The organism is Microvirga calopogonii (assembly GCF_003347665.1).
Lineage (GTDB): Bacteria > Pseudomonadota > Alphaproteobacteria > Rhizobiales > Beijerinckiaceae > Microvirga > Microvirga calopogonii.
Genome location: NZ_QDGA01000057.1, coordinates 14,816 through 28,950, shown reverse-complemented (window position 1 = coordinate 28,950; position 14,135 = coordinate 14,816). Strand labels below are relative to the sequence as shown.

The 14,135-nt window shown below is 59.5% G+C and carries 12 protein-coding genes and 1 pseudogene; 4 read left to right on the top strand and 9 right to left on the bottom strand.

Annotated elements, in window-relative coordinates; genetic code table 11:
* Positions 1-29 precede the first annotated feature (29 nt).
* Complete coding sequence (locus DDF70_RS25645; RefSeq protein ID WP_114947600.1) at positions 30-848, top strand: transglutaminase-like domain-containing protein; 819 nt, start codon at positions 30-32, stop codon at positions 846-848.
* Between the two features lie 68 nt (positions 849-916).
* On the opposite strand, the gene recA is transcribed toward DDF70_RS25645, so the two are convergent.
* Complete coding sequence (gene recA / locus DDF70_RS25640) at positions 917-1,954, bottom strand: recombinase RecA (RefSeq protein ID WP_162820662.1); 1,038 nt, start codon at positions 1,952-1,954, stop codon at positions 917-919.
* 288 nt (positions 1,955-2,242) lie between these two features.
* On the opposite strand from recA, the gene DDF70_RS25635 reads away from it, so the two are divergent.
* Complete coding sequence (locus DDF70_RS25635; RefSeq protein WP_114947598.1) at positions 2,243-2,953, top strand: IS6 family transposase; 711 nt, start codon at positions 2,243-2,245, stop codon at positions 2,951-2,953.
* 174 nt (positions 2,954-3,127) lie between these two features.
* On the opposite strand, the gene DDF70_RS25630 is transcribed toward DDF70_RS25635, so the two are convergent.
* From DDF70_RS25630 to DDF70_RS25605, 5 genes are all read right to left on the bottom strand, one after another.
* Positions 3,128-4,270 carry an RHE_PE00001 family protein gene (locus DDF70_RS25630; RefSeq protein ID WP_245435645.1) on the bottom strand — a complete coding sequence of 381 codons (1,143 nt, stop codon included), beginning with the start codon at positions 4,268-4,270 and terminating at the stop codon, positions 3,128-3,130.
* 794 nt (positions 4,271-5,064) lie between these two features.
* Positions 5,065-6,198 (bottom strand): plasmid partitioning protein RepB, encoded by a 1,134-nt coding sequence (gene repB / locus DDF70_RS25620; protein WP_114947597.1) that lies wholly within the window; start codon positions 6,196-6,198, stop codon positions 5,065-5,067.
* Complete coding sequence (repA, locus tag DDF70_RS25615) at positions 6,198-7,406, bottom strand: plasmid partitioning protein RepA (RefSeq protein ID WP_205772476.1); 1,209 nt, start codon at positions 7,404-7,406, stop codon at positions 6,198-6,200. The genes repB and repA overlap by 1 nt, the downstream gene beginning before the upstream one ends.
* 604 nt (positions 7,407-8,010) lie before the next feature.
* On the bottom strand, positions 8,011-9,162 hold the full coding sequence (locus DDF70_RS25610; protein WP_245435644.1) for a site-specific integrase: 1,152 nt from the start codon (positions 9,160-9,162) through the stop codon (positions 8,011-8,013).
* 373 nt (positions 9,163-9,535) lie between these two features.
* Positions 9,536-9,850, bottom strand: coding sequence for a hypothetical protein (locus DDF70_RS25605; RefSeq protein WP_114947595.1), 315 nt, complete (start codon positions 9,848-9,850; stop codon positions 9,536-9,538).
* Here DDF70_RS25605 and DDF70_RS25600 point away from each other — a divergent pair.
* On the top strand, positions 9,849-10,298 hold the full coding sequence (locus tag DDF70_RS25600; protein WP_114947594.1) for a YybH family protein: 450 nt from the start codon (positions 9,849-9,851) through the stop codon (positions 10,296-10,298). The two genes, DDF70_RS25605 and DDF70_RS25600, sit on opposite strands and share 2 nt — an antisense overlap.
* A gap of 26 nt (positions 10,299-10,324) precedes the next feature.
* Here the strand turns inward: DDF70_RS25600 and DDF70_RS25595 are convergent.
* The 3 genes and pseudogenes from DDF70_RS25595 to DDF70_RS25585 all read right to left on the bottom strand — a co-directional run bounded on the left by DDF70_RS25595 (position 10,325) and on the right by DDF70_RS25585 (position 11,896).
* Positions 10,325-11,133 (bottom strand): annotated as a pseudogene (locus DDF70_RS25595) (aminoglycoside phosphotransferase family protein).
* 111 nt (positions 11,134-11,244) lie between these two features.
* A complete protein-coding gene (locus DDF70_RS25590; protein WP_114947593.1) occupies positions 11,245-11,634 on the bottom strand; it encodes a type II toxin-antitoxin system VapC family toxin in 390 nt (129 codons plus the stop codon).
* On the bottom strand, positions 11,621-11,896 hold the full coding sequence (locus tag DDF70_RS25585) for an AbrB/MazE/SpoVT family DNA-binding domain-containing protein (protein WP_114947592.1): 276 nt from the start codon (positions 11,894-11,896) through the stop codon (positions 11,621-11,623). The genes DDF70_RS25590 and DDF70_RS25585 overlap by 14 nt, the downstream gene beginning before the upstream one ends.
* Positions 11,897-12,830: 934 nt before the next feature.
* On the opposite strand from DDF70_RS25585, the gene DDF70_RS25575 reads away from it, so the two are divergent.
* Positions 12,831-14,108 (top strand): multidrug effflux MFS transporter, encoded by a 1,278-nt coding sequence (locus tag DDF70_RS25575; protein ID WP_114947590.1) that lies wholly within the window; start codon positions 12,831-12,833, stop codon positions 14,106-14,108.
* The last annotated feature ends 27 nt before the right edge of the window (positions 14,109-14,135 follow it).

Here is a 14,135-nt window from a genome sequence, read left to right as displayed (position 1 = left end):
GCCTTTGCTCAACCCTTGAGGGAAAAACCATGCGGATCCGCGTCGGCTGTGAGATGACCTACGAGTTCGGGCAAGCCACGCCCATGTTCGCGATCCTCAATGTGCACTCGTCGAGAGTGTCTGACCTGGAGCGGCCCGATTACCTGACCACGACCCCATCAGTGCCTGTGGAGGGGTACCGGGACAGCTTCGGGAACTGGTGCAACCGCCTCGTTGCACCGCCTGGAAGGCTCTCCCTCAAAACCGAAACTGTAGTCCGCGATACGGGCCGGTGGGACACGACAGTTCCCAAGGCTGAGCAGGTCCAAATCCAGAACCTTCCCGCAGAAACCCTGCTCTTCCTGCTGGGAAGTCGGTACTGCGAAACGGACCGGCTCTCCGACGTCGCCTGGAGCCTATTTGGAACAACCCCACCCGGCTGGACGCGCGTTCAAGCCATCTGCGACTACGTGCACGATCATATCACCTTCGGCTACGAGCACTCACGTGCGACGCGGACAGCGGCTGAAGCCTATGGCGAAAGGCGGGGCGTGTGCCGTGATTATGCTCATCTGGCGCTCACGTTCTGCCGGTGCCTCAACATTCCCGCTCGCTACTGTACCGGATACATCAGCGACATCGGCCTTCCGCCGCCTCATGCACCTCAGGACTTTGCCGCTTGGATCGAGGTCTTTCTGGGTGGGACGTGGCATACGTTCGATCCGCGCAACAACGATCCGCGGATCGGCAGAATTCTGATCGCTCGCGGTCGCGATGCTGCCGACGTGCCGCTGACCCTCACGTTTGGTCCCAGCACCCTGGTGGAGTTTCGCGTGACCACCGAGGAAGTGACGGGATCAGATTTCTGATCCTCTGGGCTCACACTGTGTGCTGTGCGGGACGTCGGCTGATCCGGGCCGGCATTCCTAGCTCGGACTTATGCCGCATCATCCGCCGGAGCATCGGCTGCATCGTTGGCCTGCAGCGCATCCATCAGCAGACCCGCGCTCTGACGGATCCTCGCCTCAATTTCAGAAGCAATCTTGGGATTGTCCTTGAGGAAGGTCTTGGCGTTCTCACGACCTTGTCCCAGGCGCTGGCTGTCGTACGAGAACCAGGCGCCGGACTTCTCGACGACGTTGGCCTTGACCCCAAGATCGATGAGTTCGCCCATCTTGGAGATGCCCTCGCCGAACATGATGTCGAACTCGACCTGCTTGAAGGGCGGAGCCACCTTGTTCTTCACGACCTTCACCCGCACCTGGTTGCCGATCGGCTCGTCGCGATCCTTGAGCGTCGAGACGCGGCGGATGTCGAGGCGGACAGAAGCGTAGAACTTCAGGGCGTTGCCGCCCGTCGTGGTCTCAGGGCTTCCGTACATGACGCCGATCTTCATGCGGATCTGGTTGATGAAGATCACCATTGTTTTTGTGCGGCTGATCGAACCGGTAAGCTTGCGCAACGCCTGACTCATCAGACGGGCCTGAAGACCGGGGCGGCTCTCGCCCATCTCGCCCTCAATCTCGGCTTTCGGGGTGAGCGCCGCCACCGAGTCGATGACCAGCACATCGACAGAACCCGAACGGATCAAGGTATCGGCAATTTCAAGCGCCTGTTCGCCATTGTCCGGTTGAGAGATCAGAAGGTCATCGAGGTTGACGCCCAGCTTTCGCGCATAGGCTGGATCGAGCGCATGCTCCGCATCGATAAACCCGCAAACGCCACCCGTCCTCTGGGCCTCGGCGACGGTCTGGAGCGCCAGCGTTGTTTTGCCTGACGACTCTGGCCCATACACCTCGACGACGCGACCTCTCGGAAGGCCCCCTACACCCAGAGCAATATCGAGCCCGAGGGAGCCGGTCGAAATCGTCTCCACCTCGACGACCTGACTGCCGCCAAGGCGCATGATCGAGCCCTTGCCAAAGGCACGCTCGATCTGGGCCACCGCTGTTTCGATAGCCTTATTCTTGTCCATGCTCATCTTGGTTCTTCTTCTGTAATTTCTGCGTATTGACCCTAGCTCATATGAATTCCAGATGCCAGAACAAAGCAAGAACTTAGATAAGTTATGGGGATTATTCGCGGCTAAGCTTTGTTCGACGCCGGAAAAACAACCGATCGACATCCCATGCCCGACAACCCCAGAGCATCGCTCGGCCCTAAATCACCGGAATTGAAGGGCTTGCGTTGTATCCCTTTGGAGAGGAACCATGGCACCGTCAGGTTAACCGGCGGGTGACCCGATAGAAGGCATATAGGAGGGATGAACTCGCCCCATCACCCCCGCTATGCCCGTCACCGCTTTCCGGCTGAAGTGATCAGCCATGCCGTCTGGCTCTATTTTCGATTCCCGCTCAGCCTCCGGATGGTTGAGGAAATGCTCGCCGCCCGCGGCATTGAGGTCAGCCATGAGACGGTGCGACAGTGGGCGCTGAAGTTCGGTCAGGATTTTGCCAACCAGATCCGCCGCCGTCATCCGATAGCCGGTGACAAGTGGCACCTCGACGAGGTTGTGATCAGCATTGCAGGCCGAAAGCACTGGCTCTGGCGAGCGGTCGACCAGCATGGGGCCGTGCTCGACATCCTGGTTCAGAGCCGCCGCAGTGCCAAAGCGGCCAAGCGTCTGCTGCGCAAGCTGCTCAAGAAGCAAGGTATCACGCCACGCGTGATGATCACCGATAAACTCGCAAGCTACGGCGCGGCCAAGCGAGAGATCATGCCGAGTGTCGAGCATCGGCAGCATAAGGGCTTAAACAATCGAGCGGAAAACAGCCATCAACCAACCCGAAGACGGGAGCGCATCATGAAGCGCTTCAAGTCAGCCGGGCAGGCTCAACGCTTCCTCTCAGTCCACGATCAGGTTGCAAACCTCTTCCGCCACCCTGCTAACACCAGTGCCGCAGATCATCGCCTTGCCCGCGCTCGGGCGCTCCAGGCCTGGTCCGAGATAACCGGCGCCGTGACTGTCGCCTGATCCAGCCTCGAACGAGGATTGGTCGATCCTTCTCCGATAACTTGACGGTGCCCGCGGAAGGACCGCTCTGGGTTCAATCTGAGCCGTTCAGCTTGGCCGTGTGATGGTCTGCTTAGCAGCCGGTACCTGCCGTTGGCTCCGTGTCGGGGCAGGCTGCTGGCAGCCTCACATTCGTTAGACGATCCCCCACGCCCGGTATCGCCGACGCCCTGTAAGCTCCCTCGGCAGGGCGCCTCCTAACTGCACCAACATCAGATCAACAGCCTTGGGCGTCACCTTCAGGAGCTTGGCGCCTAGCGGCACTGTCACTAAGGGACGCGACAGGAACAGATCCACGAGCTCGGGCAGCTTGGAATTGCTGCGGCATTTATCGGCCACTCGGTTCATCAGATCCCGGGCGAGGATCAGCCGCTCCAGATCCTTGTTGGCGATCTCAACGCTCTCTTCGAGCACTTGGCAGAAGCCCTGCAGTTTTTCGAGGATCCCTTCCCTCCCCTGCGGCCGGAACTTCGATTTCTTGAATCCGGCCGCGAGCGGCAGGAGATGATTGGTCACTCCTCGAGCCCGCAGGATCGATGCGGCCATGGTCAGTCCGAGCCACGGTTGCCGGGTGTAGAGGTTCAGATCGAGCCAAGCGTGCCAAGCGACGGCGGCTGCGGCGACGGCCGGCCAGTGGGATACCCGCTTCACGACATCAAGCCACGCATCCTCATTCTCGGCCTCATCTACATCCGGATCATAGACCAGATGCGATCGGCTCTTGGGCAGAGGCGTTTCGCCGGCCAGAACTTTGTCGGTCCGATCGAGGAGTGCATCAATTTCCGCGAAATGGGCCTTCCACGGATCCGCGTCGTTGGCGAAGGCCGGATAGGCGTCGTCATCGTCCGGATCGACTTTCTTCCTCCCCTTAGTCTTCGGCTCTTCGACCTTCACTGGTCCGACCCCACGCAGGGCCGCCAACCCGTCATAGGAAATTGGCCAAGGCGCCTTCCTAGCCATTGCAGTCCGTCGCGCCCTCAGAGCCGATGCAGCTCTCGTAACCTCGTGAGTGGGGCTCCGAACGTCCATGCCTGCGTCGTGCAGCACCAAGTCGCCAATATCGACGAGATGACCGTCGAGCAGCATGGCCCTCGCAGCCTCGTTCATGTCGCACCTGGATTGCCAGCCAGCCGATAATCCGGAGGCCACAAGGCGAGCATCGAACGACTTGATTTCGAGCACGATCAGCTCCAAGCGGCCGACGACCTTCTCCCAGGGAATTTCTGGGAGCGAAAAGCTCTTTGGTTGCTCGTGATCCGAGACTGAGAAATTGAGCATGCCCCACCCCCTTGTCATCGCGTCGCGTCAGCCTTTCACCGGAGGCCCTAGGAAGCCTCATAGACTGAATCTCGACGCACGGCTAAGTTATTGTTGTACTTACTTTCGAGCACCTGACAACCAAATAAAATAGGCCCTTGCTACGGTGTGAAGTACGCCGTATCAGCGCCTGTTTTCTCGCACATCGAAGCGTCGCGCTGCTTAGTCCTTAGCGTATCTTTGGGAACACTCCTTGTGCCCTCCCCTATGGGGCGACCGCGTTCCCTATTCGGGGTTTCCCCAGCGTCCTGCCTTAGAAAGACGCCAAATCTGACCTCTGAACGGCCCTCTGAAGCGAAGTTATGTTATATCTCAGAAGGTTTCTAACCGCGTGAAGAAACGATCCGTTGCACCCAACTTCCGACTGTGTGCAAAAACTCGGTTTCGGATAGCAAGCTCAATAAGTTCAACCCCTCCCCTGCTACCGCTTTTGCTGGCATTTGGCGTCCGTAGAGCGAAGGCTGATCCTAGTGAAGGTGAGCACCTGCTCCATTCATTTCTGACATCTGAGCCCAATGGTGTGATGGGGCCGATCCATCCGAAAGCGATGCCGGTCATCCTCACCACGCCTGAGCAGTATTATGTTTGGCTGAACGAACCGACCGAAGAGGCTCTGAAGCTTCAAAGACCTCTTCCTAACGGAATGCTACAATCGTTGCCGAGGGTGACAGATCCGATAAGCCAGCCGAGACAAGGACACACCAAGGAAGGGTAGAGGGCAGACCACTGCGTGCCCGCTCTCTACCACGCTACCCTCAAGAGTCCGCTTGCTGACTCTTACTTTGGAAGCTGGCGTAAAGTTCGTCCAGCTTTGAGACCAGATAATCGCCAAAGTCTGGAGCGAGTTTCTGATCAACCTTTAGAGTGAAACTCTTATGGTCCTTAACAATCCGAGCAAGCTTTCGACCAGCGTGGTCATTCCAAAAAGTAGGAACGGGTTTGGACGCTGCCAAAGGTAAGTTAGGGCCATTCTGGATGATTGCCGCAGAGCCAGTCTCGTCGTTCTGTCCTCGAGAAGCTGCAGCCTCGGTGAGGTCAGTGAGCAATATCTGAAAGCGATCAGCGCTCTCCGCGGCCTTGAACTGGTCCAGACCGATGGTTGATTGCGCCCTTTCCACATTTGAAGGAACCTGGAACAGGTCGGTGAGTTCGAGCCACCGCCCGCGGCCTATACCAGGCGCGTGACCGATAGCATTGATGACCCCATGTGGAATCTTGTTGGGAACACTGATTAATTTGGCAAGGTTCGATTTATCGATCGATAGCGCCTCGGTGATTGTGGAGCGTGAGAAACCGCGCTGCTCAAGACGAAAGGCGAACATTGCTTGTTCAATAAAGGTCAGGTCGAGGCGTGCATTGTTCTCCTGGCCTTGAGCAACGACGAGTTCGTCGTCGCTCATTTCCTTAACGACTGCACGAACTTTGATTCCAAGCTGCGTCACCGCTCTTAATCGCCGGTGTCCATAGGCAACTTGGTAGTGACCAGGCTTGCTCGGATGAGGACGGACCAGGATAGGTACCTGCTGCCCACGAGCCCGGATAGCATCTACGAGGGACTCATGAGCAGCGTCGGATCCATCCATTCGATCCCGAACGAATGATCCTTCAATGACGTCAGGGTCGAGTTCTACTATTGCTTGGCCAGAGGCCAGTTGGGCACGTAGCTCATTTACGTCCCCTTGGGCGGACAGTACTGTCTCAAGGGCCTTATTGATCGCGCCAACGGCGCTGTTGCCGCCAATGCTCCCTCCTTGTGCAAGGGGAGATCGCTTGCGAGGGGCTAGTGACGCGGGATGCGGCTGCACATTGTCAGCGAGTGTCGACTTCTCGGTGGAGGCAGCAGGGTCAATAGCGCCCGAAAGCATGCTGGCGATAATTTTACGAGTCATTATGCCCTCCCCCAAGCTTGTGCAATGAGGCTCTCGATCTCAGAGTTTACGTTGTTCAGGGATTCAAAAGCCCGGTCGTAAGTCGACTTCGTGAACTGCTCGCGGGAAACCTCGTAAAGGGTTTGCTTGGTGATCCCGGCATCCGAAATCGCCGTGCTCTTGAGTACCGGATAATTCAGGACATGTTCCCCAAAGCGCTCCCGCATGAACGAGACCATTTGGTTTTGTGGTCCGTCTCCAGGCTCATATCGGGTAACGAGATACTTCAACCAATCGTATTCAAGCGTGGCGCCGGCATTTCTGACGACGCTCAGGAGGTCAGAGGTCATGGTTAGGAACTGGCACATAGACATGACGTCAAGCATCTGCGGATGCACTGTCACAAGCATCGCGGTGCTGGCGCACAGCGCGGAGAGAGTGAGGTATCCGAGTTGGGGAGGGCAGTCGATGATCACAATGTCATAATTCTCAGCAACGGGACCAAGGGCGATGCCCATGCGAGCGAAGAAGAGAGGTTGGTTGGGATCTCGGCTGGTCAAGGCCTTGGGAGTTTCGTGCTCAAACTCCATAAGCTCGAGGTTGCCTGGAATGATGTGCAGCCCAGGGAAGTAGGTTTCCTGGATCACTTCGCTGATCTCCCTGACCTCGTCGTCATAACGAATTGCCCCATAGAGGGTCTGATTCTCGTCAACGTCGAATTCCGGTTGGAAGCCGTGCAGAGCGGATAGGCTTGCTTGAGGGTCTAGGTCGATCGCCAGGACCCTGTATCCACTGAGGGCCAAGTGTTGTGCCAAGTGGGCAGCGGTCGTCGTCTTAGCGCTGCCCCCTTTGAAGTTCACAACGGAAATGACCTGTAGGTGTTCGCTTCCCGATCGGTGCTTGACATAGCCGCGATCCGATTTGCCGCTTTCGTCAAGGTACGCCCTCAACGCATTGATTTCCTCAAGAGAGTAGAGCCTGCGGCCGTTAGGTGCCAATTCAGGTTCGGGCCCCTTCCCTTCCAGGGAGAGGCGGCGAAGGTAACTATCATTGATACCGATGAGGCGAGCCACCTCACCCGACGTAAATTTTCGCAAGGTTTTGCGTGCTGTTGGGGGATACAGCATCAAACGCTGCTCATTCAGCTTCTCTGATAGACCACTGGCATGCTCAGCAATCAGGTCTTCGAGAACTGTCTTGAGATCTGACTTCAATAACGCTTGGGCCACGGCTCGCCTCTCGGAGTAACGGATTGCAGCGTGAAGAACTGCTTTCTTCCGTGAGTAAGCCCAACAGACGTTAAAAACCGATTAACGCGTTTCCGGAATTTGGGTGTGGTCAGCTGACCGCTAGCTAAAGGTAATGTGTCAAGAGACAGTGAATTGATTGAGAGGCTATGTCCCTGGTCGGTTGGTAGCAGGAATCGAATTTGCGAGCCACTTCGAGGCTAGCCGGCCCCAGCGAATAACCCACAATCCTGTGGTCAGCTGACCACAGGATTCAATTGGTACACCGTAATCATTAATGCCGCGTTATATCGTGTCTATATACGTCCAGATCTGCAAAGCTTGGCGTGATGACGCTGTATGGATACGGAATTCGGCGCTGTGGTCAGCTGACCACTGTGCATTCATGTGGTTTAGACGCCCTGATATAGGGATAGCAGCAACCGTATTGCACTGTGAGCGGATGCAAGTACCCTCCCCCAGTCTTTGGGACCGGGCGGGTAGTCAGCTGACCACTAAAAGCGTGTGCATGGCAGCCGGCAGTAGGTTGTGGTCAGCTGACCACGATCAGCATGCGTCAGCTTGAGTATCCTGCAGTCGGGTATGGTCACAGACCGACGCGAACAGACAAACTTTGAGCATGTTCCTGCTCATCGTAGTAGCCCGCCGCCTGCTGGACGGACTTATGGGCGGACTGGCGCATCGCGTCCACCAACGGGACCCCGTCGCGTCCGGCCTGGGTCATGAAGCCGGATCGGAGCCCATGGGCGCTGAAATCCGCTGGGTCCAGCCCCGCTATCCGGCAGCGCTTCTTCAGGATGAGATTAACCGACTGCGGGGTGAGCGGATTGGCTCCAATAGAACCGTCCTTTCGGATCTCGCGGAAGATCGGACCCGATGTGATCTTCGCAAACTGGATCCAGTCATGGAGCGCCACAGCCGCCCGTCCGGCTGCGAACACGAAGGCGCCCTGCCCTGCCGTGGTCGTTTTCGTACGACCAAGGGAAATGCGAACGCACGGCACCTCTGGCGATGTAGGGTCCGCAGGCCGCAGCTTGATGGGATCGGTCGCGCTGATCTGAGAGTGCCGTAGAGTCGCGACCTCACTGCGCCGTCGTCCGCCGGCGGCGAATGCGATCAGGAGTATGGCTCGATCACGCAGGTCGATGGCTTTCGATCCGCTGCAGGTGGCCAAAAGTCGTTCAAGGATATCGCGGGTCACGGGCTTGCGGCTCTTCCGCTTGGGCTCGCGCCCTGAGGCCTTCATTGCGAGGCGCAGAGCCTTTTTGATGCCCGGATGGTCAAACGGCGGTTCAACGCCTTTCCACTGGTGCAGGGTCGACCAGTTGGACAGGCGCCGAGAGATCGTTTTGGGAGCATGGGGCCCTCTGACCTTGAGGATCTTGCGATCCCAGAGGTCCTCGGCGACCTCATCGGGCATGCCATGAGCCGGATCGATCGCCTTCTGCTCCGGATCCCATAGGTGGTGGGCAATGAACTTTAGAACGAGTTCCGGATCGGCTGGCCACGGGAGTGGATGCCCGGTCGCGGTCTGGCACCAAGCCTCGAGATAAGCGAGGTCAGAGGCGAGGGCGCGGAGCGTGTTGGCTCCCATACCCGCATCGGCCAAGTGCTTCAGGGTGGCGACATCGGCATCGGTCAGGATCTTGGCATAGCGGTCAGCTGCTCCCATCGGCAGGACAGCCGCCAGCGCATCGAGTTGTTTGGCTCGCTTGATCTGAGATGCCGAGCTGGCCAACTTTACCGCCCCTGAGTAACCCACGTTGTTCTGGGCGGACTATGCTGAATGCAGAACGATTTGTGAACAGTGTTGTGAGCCGCGGCGCGACCGGAAGCTTTGGAGGCGATACCCTGCTTCAAGTAAGTCGAGCCGGTTTCGGGTCTGAGATCGAAGGGATGTCAGCCCGAACCAGTAGGGTTAACACAGCGAGATATGACCGGAGGGGGCATGGCGCGAAACCGGGTCCGCGATGAGCGACAGGGGGACCTGTTCGGAGCACCGCCCCACCTCCTAAGCAGGCCCGCCGAGCCTCCCCGCCAGGGCCACCGCAACAGAGATGCTGGCACCCGTACCGATGTCGCTGGGCAACCTCAGCCCGCGGGTAACCAGATCAGACATTGACGAGTTCCTGGATGGCCTTCCGGATCAGGAACTGGCGTATCTGGTGGTCGAGGCCACACGGGTTGTGAAGCGCCGGCTTGCCCGAGGGCAGAGGAGGGGCCTTCGGACCAAGGGGTCCGGCATGGGAAAGGCGCCTCTCGATGATGCCGTCCGTCGGGTCGCAGGCGAGTTGATCGAATTCGAGGATCCCGACGAGACGTGGTGAGCCACGCTCGCGGGGAGTGTGGATGGGCTTCGTGAGGGAGAATACCATCCCTGAAGTGAGATCTGCCAGCGGGCAGAGCGGATCATAGGATGCGGCCATGGCATACGGGAGCATCACGGACGAGGAGCTTGGCGAACTCGTTCAGCGCACTGAGCTGGCCACGTCGGCCTTCATGCGCGGAGACATGAACCGTTACCTCGCGCTCACGCCTCACGCGCCAGGGTTCATGCTGATGAACCCCTTCGGCGGAGAGCCCACCCGGTATGAGAACCGAAGCGAGAGCCTGCTTAAGGCCGCTGACTACTTCAAAGCCGGCGAGGCACGGTTGGACGTGGTGCAAACCTACGCGTCGGGCGACCTTGTTGTTTTTGTCATGATCGAGCGACAGCACGGGGAGGTGGCCGGTCTACCGGACCAGGAATGGCCGCTGCGGGTCACGCAGATTTACCGCCGCAATGGCTCCGAATGGCAGTTGGTGTACCGGCATGCGGATCCGCTCGTCCATCGCATCAGCCTGGACCAAGCGGCTAAGCTCGCCCGCGGCTGATCCCCCGGAGGATCCTCGTGTGGCAATCAGCCTTTGAGGGCAGCCAGCGCCATTTCGGCCACCTGGAGCTCGATCTCCGGATCCCGATTGTCGCCAATCTGCCAAGCCGTCGATAGCCCGGCCAAGGCCAAGATTCAGAGGAGGAGGCGGCGGGTCTCGAGGCCGGCAGCCTGGCTCACGGTTCTAAGGCGCTGCGCGAAGATCTCTGGTCGTCTGGCAATGGTCAGATGGGGCAGGCCGAGGTCGGGGTCGCAGAAGAGAATGGTGTACTCGAAGGTTCGCTCGCCGATCACCCGTTTCGGGTCGATGGCCAACCAGCCCCGTTCCCCGAAATCGAGGATGTTCTCGTGATGCAGGTCGGCATGCAGGGGCACGATCTCCCGCTGTGACGCCAGTAGCGTTGCTGCCGCTGCAGTGGCCCGAACCAGGATTCCCCCATGGGCCCGGGCCGCTGGAGCGAGGGGCTCGAACCAGGTGGTCAGCGGCACCAGACCGGGGGAGGGGATTTTCGCGGGGCGTGCAACTGGCGGGCCACGTCGCAGATGATCCGGGTCGCCTTGGCGGCCTGACCGTCGTTGGCAAGGGCGACAAGGGAACCGGATCCGGTCGCCCGCTCCAGGAGGATCGCACCGTCGTCGTAAGCCAGCACTCGGGCGGCTCCCTCTCCAGCCCACCACCGCATAAGAAGATGGCCGTGCTTCTCGTCCGGGTCGTCCGTGACCTTCAGCATCGCGGGCGAGCCTTGGGACAAGACCGGCAGAAGCTGGCTGGTGTGCGTGACGATGAGCTCTCCAGCTGGTGTCAGGCCCCATTTGCGAAGGTAAGGCTCAAGCATGGGCAGGACCTATCACGCCACAAGGGGAGGGGCGACCTCAGCTGGCCGGTCCCTTCGGATTTTGGAATACAGGTCTGCTGAATCGCTCGTCTGAGAAAGCGGCCACTCCCCTTACGGAGCCCGAACCTTCACCTCGCTGACCCGGTTGGCGGCTTTGGCAAAGCGCTGGTCAAAGCTGACAAAGGCTGTGCATCCCACCGCTTTCCCCAGGTGAAGAGCGTCCGCAAAATCGAGCCCTTGGGCCATCCAATCGAGCGCTTTTGCGGCCAAGGGGGGATCCTCCAGAGTGACATGAGGCAGTCCGGCAAAGGCGCTTAATGCCGCTCCGATCTGAGCCGGGGTATAGCCATAGGCACTGCGCAAAACCCATTCCGTCTCCAGAAGAACGGTTGTGCAGACGAAGACATCCTCCCGATCGATCAGGCTGCGTGCTTTCGGCGATTGCTCAGGATGATCGCCCGTCAGATACCGAACGATCAGATTGGTATCAATCGCGAGCATGACGCCGCTTGGCCTCAGCAGCGATGCTGGCTTCCATCTCCTCGAGGGTCTTCGGTGGGCCCTGATAGGGCAGGGATCCGTACACGTCGTCCGGCTGAGTCGGGGCAAATGCAGGGGCGGCCTTCAGCAAAACGCCCTCTGGGGTCTCCTCCACGACCAGTCGGGTTCCCGGATCCCAGTGCCGGTGCTGCCGGATTGACTTGGGCAAAATCACCTGACCCTTCGTGGACACAACTGTCATGAGGCGCTCTGCTTTTGTCATCGGATGCCCGCCATGGAAGGTAAGACGTTGGTAAGATAACGATGCTGGGGCGGCGGATCAAGGCTGTCCTGGCTTTCTGCCAAAGGCCAAGGACCATCCGGAGCCCCACACTGCCGGACCCGAGAGGGGAGGGGGCTTTGATGAGCCAGTTTGTTGCCCGTAAGCAAACGGTGATCGAAGCCTGGTGCCGAGGGGCGACTCCGAACGCTCGCGTGCGCCTGCCCTAGGTCGATGGCCTGGACGACCACATCAGGAGGGTGATGCTCACATGGGAGAGACGGAGGGCGCCCTCGCGGTCGCCGACCATAGGAGGTTGCCCCTGTCATCCCTCGCAAACGTTCCAGCTCTGGCCTATCGCCTACGGGGTGGACCAAGACTGATCCCACGGTGGTTCAAGCCCTGCCCGGGGGGTCGACACATGATGATGGTTTCGGAATGGGAATAGTCCGACAGGGGGTGCGAAACCGATCGGATAAAGCCGATGATCACCGCGGAACGCGCGGAATGAGGTCCAAAACGCCTTGAGAAGGTCGAAAACCGATTGGTATCGATAAGCGGCAGTTATCGATACCAAACCAGTCAGGCAGGCGTGCGCATAACAAGCCGTAGCAAAGCCGCAGATAGGTACTGCGAATTAGTGTTTTCCACGCATCCTCAAAGGTTTAGTGGATCGCAAGTCTGATTTTTGGCCGCAAGCGGGGCAGATCGAAAGCCGATCAGCTTTGGCTGCTTAGATCACGTCTTCGGCGGGTGGCGGATCGCTTCCGGCGCACCGTCCTACCGCTGTATCGCCAGACCATCAGGTCTAAAGCCGGGTCAGCACTCCGCTGTCGGCGCACCACGCGTTCACGGACGCGGTGCTTAGATAGCAGCCTTGCCTCGGTCAAAGAGACGAAGCACTGTCGTGTCTCACCGACCCGCTGGCTTGTGCAGTATGGGGCATCCCACCTGCCAAGTTCTCTATGGCGCCACCGAAAGCGATCCCGAACCCATGGACCACACCACCGCCGCGGCAGCTCAGCCCATCGTAAAGCCTGGCTTTATTGCGCTGCTCATTGCCGTCTCCGCCGTGAGCCCGCTGGGGATCAATATGTATCTGCCCTCCATGCCCGCCATGGCGCGAGCGCTGGGGGTCACTTTCACCACCATCCAGCTCACCCTGTCGCTCTATCTCGGCGCGATGGCCTTGGGGCAGCTGATCATCGGGCCCCTGTCGGACAGGTTCGGCCGCCGGCCCGTGCTCTTGCTCGGCCTCCTCACCTTCGTCGCGGGATCCATCGTCTGCCTGTCGGCGCAGAGCATTGGCGTCCTGATCGTCGGTCGCATCGCACAGGCGATCGGGGGTAGCGCGGGCATCACCCTGAGCCGCGCCATCGTGCGGGATCTCTTTGGACGCAATCAGGTGGCCAGCATGATTGCGTATGTCACCATGGGCATGGCGGTCGCTCCCATGATCGCACCAACCATCGGCGGCCTGCTCGAGACGTTGTTTGGCTGGCGCGCCTCATTCGCTTTTCTGGTCGGGTTCGGCGGCCTCGCCCTGGTGTTTGCGTATAGGCGGCTGCGCGAGACACACCACAGCCGCGCCGGAAGGGAGCCCGTCCGAGAACTCCTGCAGGGCTACGGCAGCCTCTTCCGGTCGCGCCAGTTCTGGGGCTACACGCTCGTGACCAGCTTCGTGTCGGCCATGTTTTTCGCCTTTCTGGCCGGCGCCCCGTATGTGATGATCGAACTGCTGGGGCGCAGCCCGGCGGAGTACGGGTTCTATTTTGCCCTGGTGCCGTGCGGCTACATTCTGGGCAACTTCGCCACGGGCCGCCTGGCTGCCACGATGGGACCGAACCGGATGATCCTGGCCGGCACGCTCCTGTCTCTTGCCAGCATCGCGGCCATGGCCGCTTTGATCGCGTCCGGCTTGCTGTCCCCGGTCGCCCTGTTTGGGCCTATGCTGTTCATCGGGGTGGCGAATGGGCTGGTGCTGCCGAGCGGCATTGCCGGTGCGGTGAGTGTGAGGCCGGATCTCGCAGGCGCCGCATCCGGCTTGTCAGGAAGCTGTCAGATTGGGTTCGGCGCACTGGTCGCTCCCATTGTTGGTGCAGCCCTCAGCGCGACAGTCTGGCCGCTGATCGTGATCATGACGATCTGCTCACTCCTGGCTGTTGCCTCGTTGTCTTTGGTTGCGGGTCCCCGCAGGGCTGCTGCAGGCCGGTAGATCGCCTTGAGTTGTGCGGCTCGTATC

Excerpts from the sequence above, each read along its gene's own strand:
- recA (WP_162820662.1), bottom strand. The coding sequence starts at position 1,954 with ATGGACAAGAATAAGGCTATCGAAACAGCGGTGGCCCAGATCGAGCGT.
- DDF70_RS25600 (WP_114947594.1), top strand. The coding sequence starts at position 9,849 with ATGGCATACGGGAGCATCACGGACGAGGAGCTTGGCGAACTCGTTCAG.
- DDF70_RS25635 (WP_114947598.1), top strand. The coding sequence starts at position 2,243 with ATGAACTCGCCCCATCACCCCCGCTATGCCCGTCACCGCTTTCCGGCT.
- DDF70_RS25575 (WP_114947590.1), top strand. The coding sequence starts at position 12,831 with ATGGGGCATCCCACCTGCCAAGTTCTCTATGGCGCCACCGAAAGCGAT.
- DDF70_RS25585 (WP_114947592.1), bottom strand. The coding sequence starts at position 11,896 with ATGACAAAAGCAGAGCGCCTCATGACAGTTGTGTCCACGAAGGGTCAG.
- DDF70_RS25605 (WP_114947595.1), bottom strand. The coding sequence starts at position 9,850 with ATGGCCGCATCCTATGATCCGCTCTGCCCGCTGGCAGATCTCACTTCA.
- DDF70_RS25590 (WP_114947593.1), bottom strand. The coding sequence starts at position 11,634 with ATGCTCGCGATTGATACCAATCTGATCGTTCGGTATCTGACGGGCGAT.
- repB (WP_114947597.1), bottom strand. The coding sequence starts at position 6,198 with ATGACTCGTAAAATTATCGCCAGCATGCTTTCGGGCGCTATTGACCCT.
- DDF70_RS25645 (WP_114947600.1), top strand. The coding sequence starts at position 30 with ATGCGGATCCGCGTCGGCTGTGAGATGACCTACGAGTTCGGGCAAGCC.
- DDF70_RS25630 (WP_245435645.1), bottom strand. The coding sequence starts at position 4,270 with ATGCTCAATTTCTCAGTCTCGGATCACGAGCAACCAAAGAGCTTTTCG.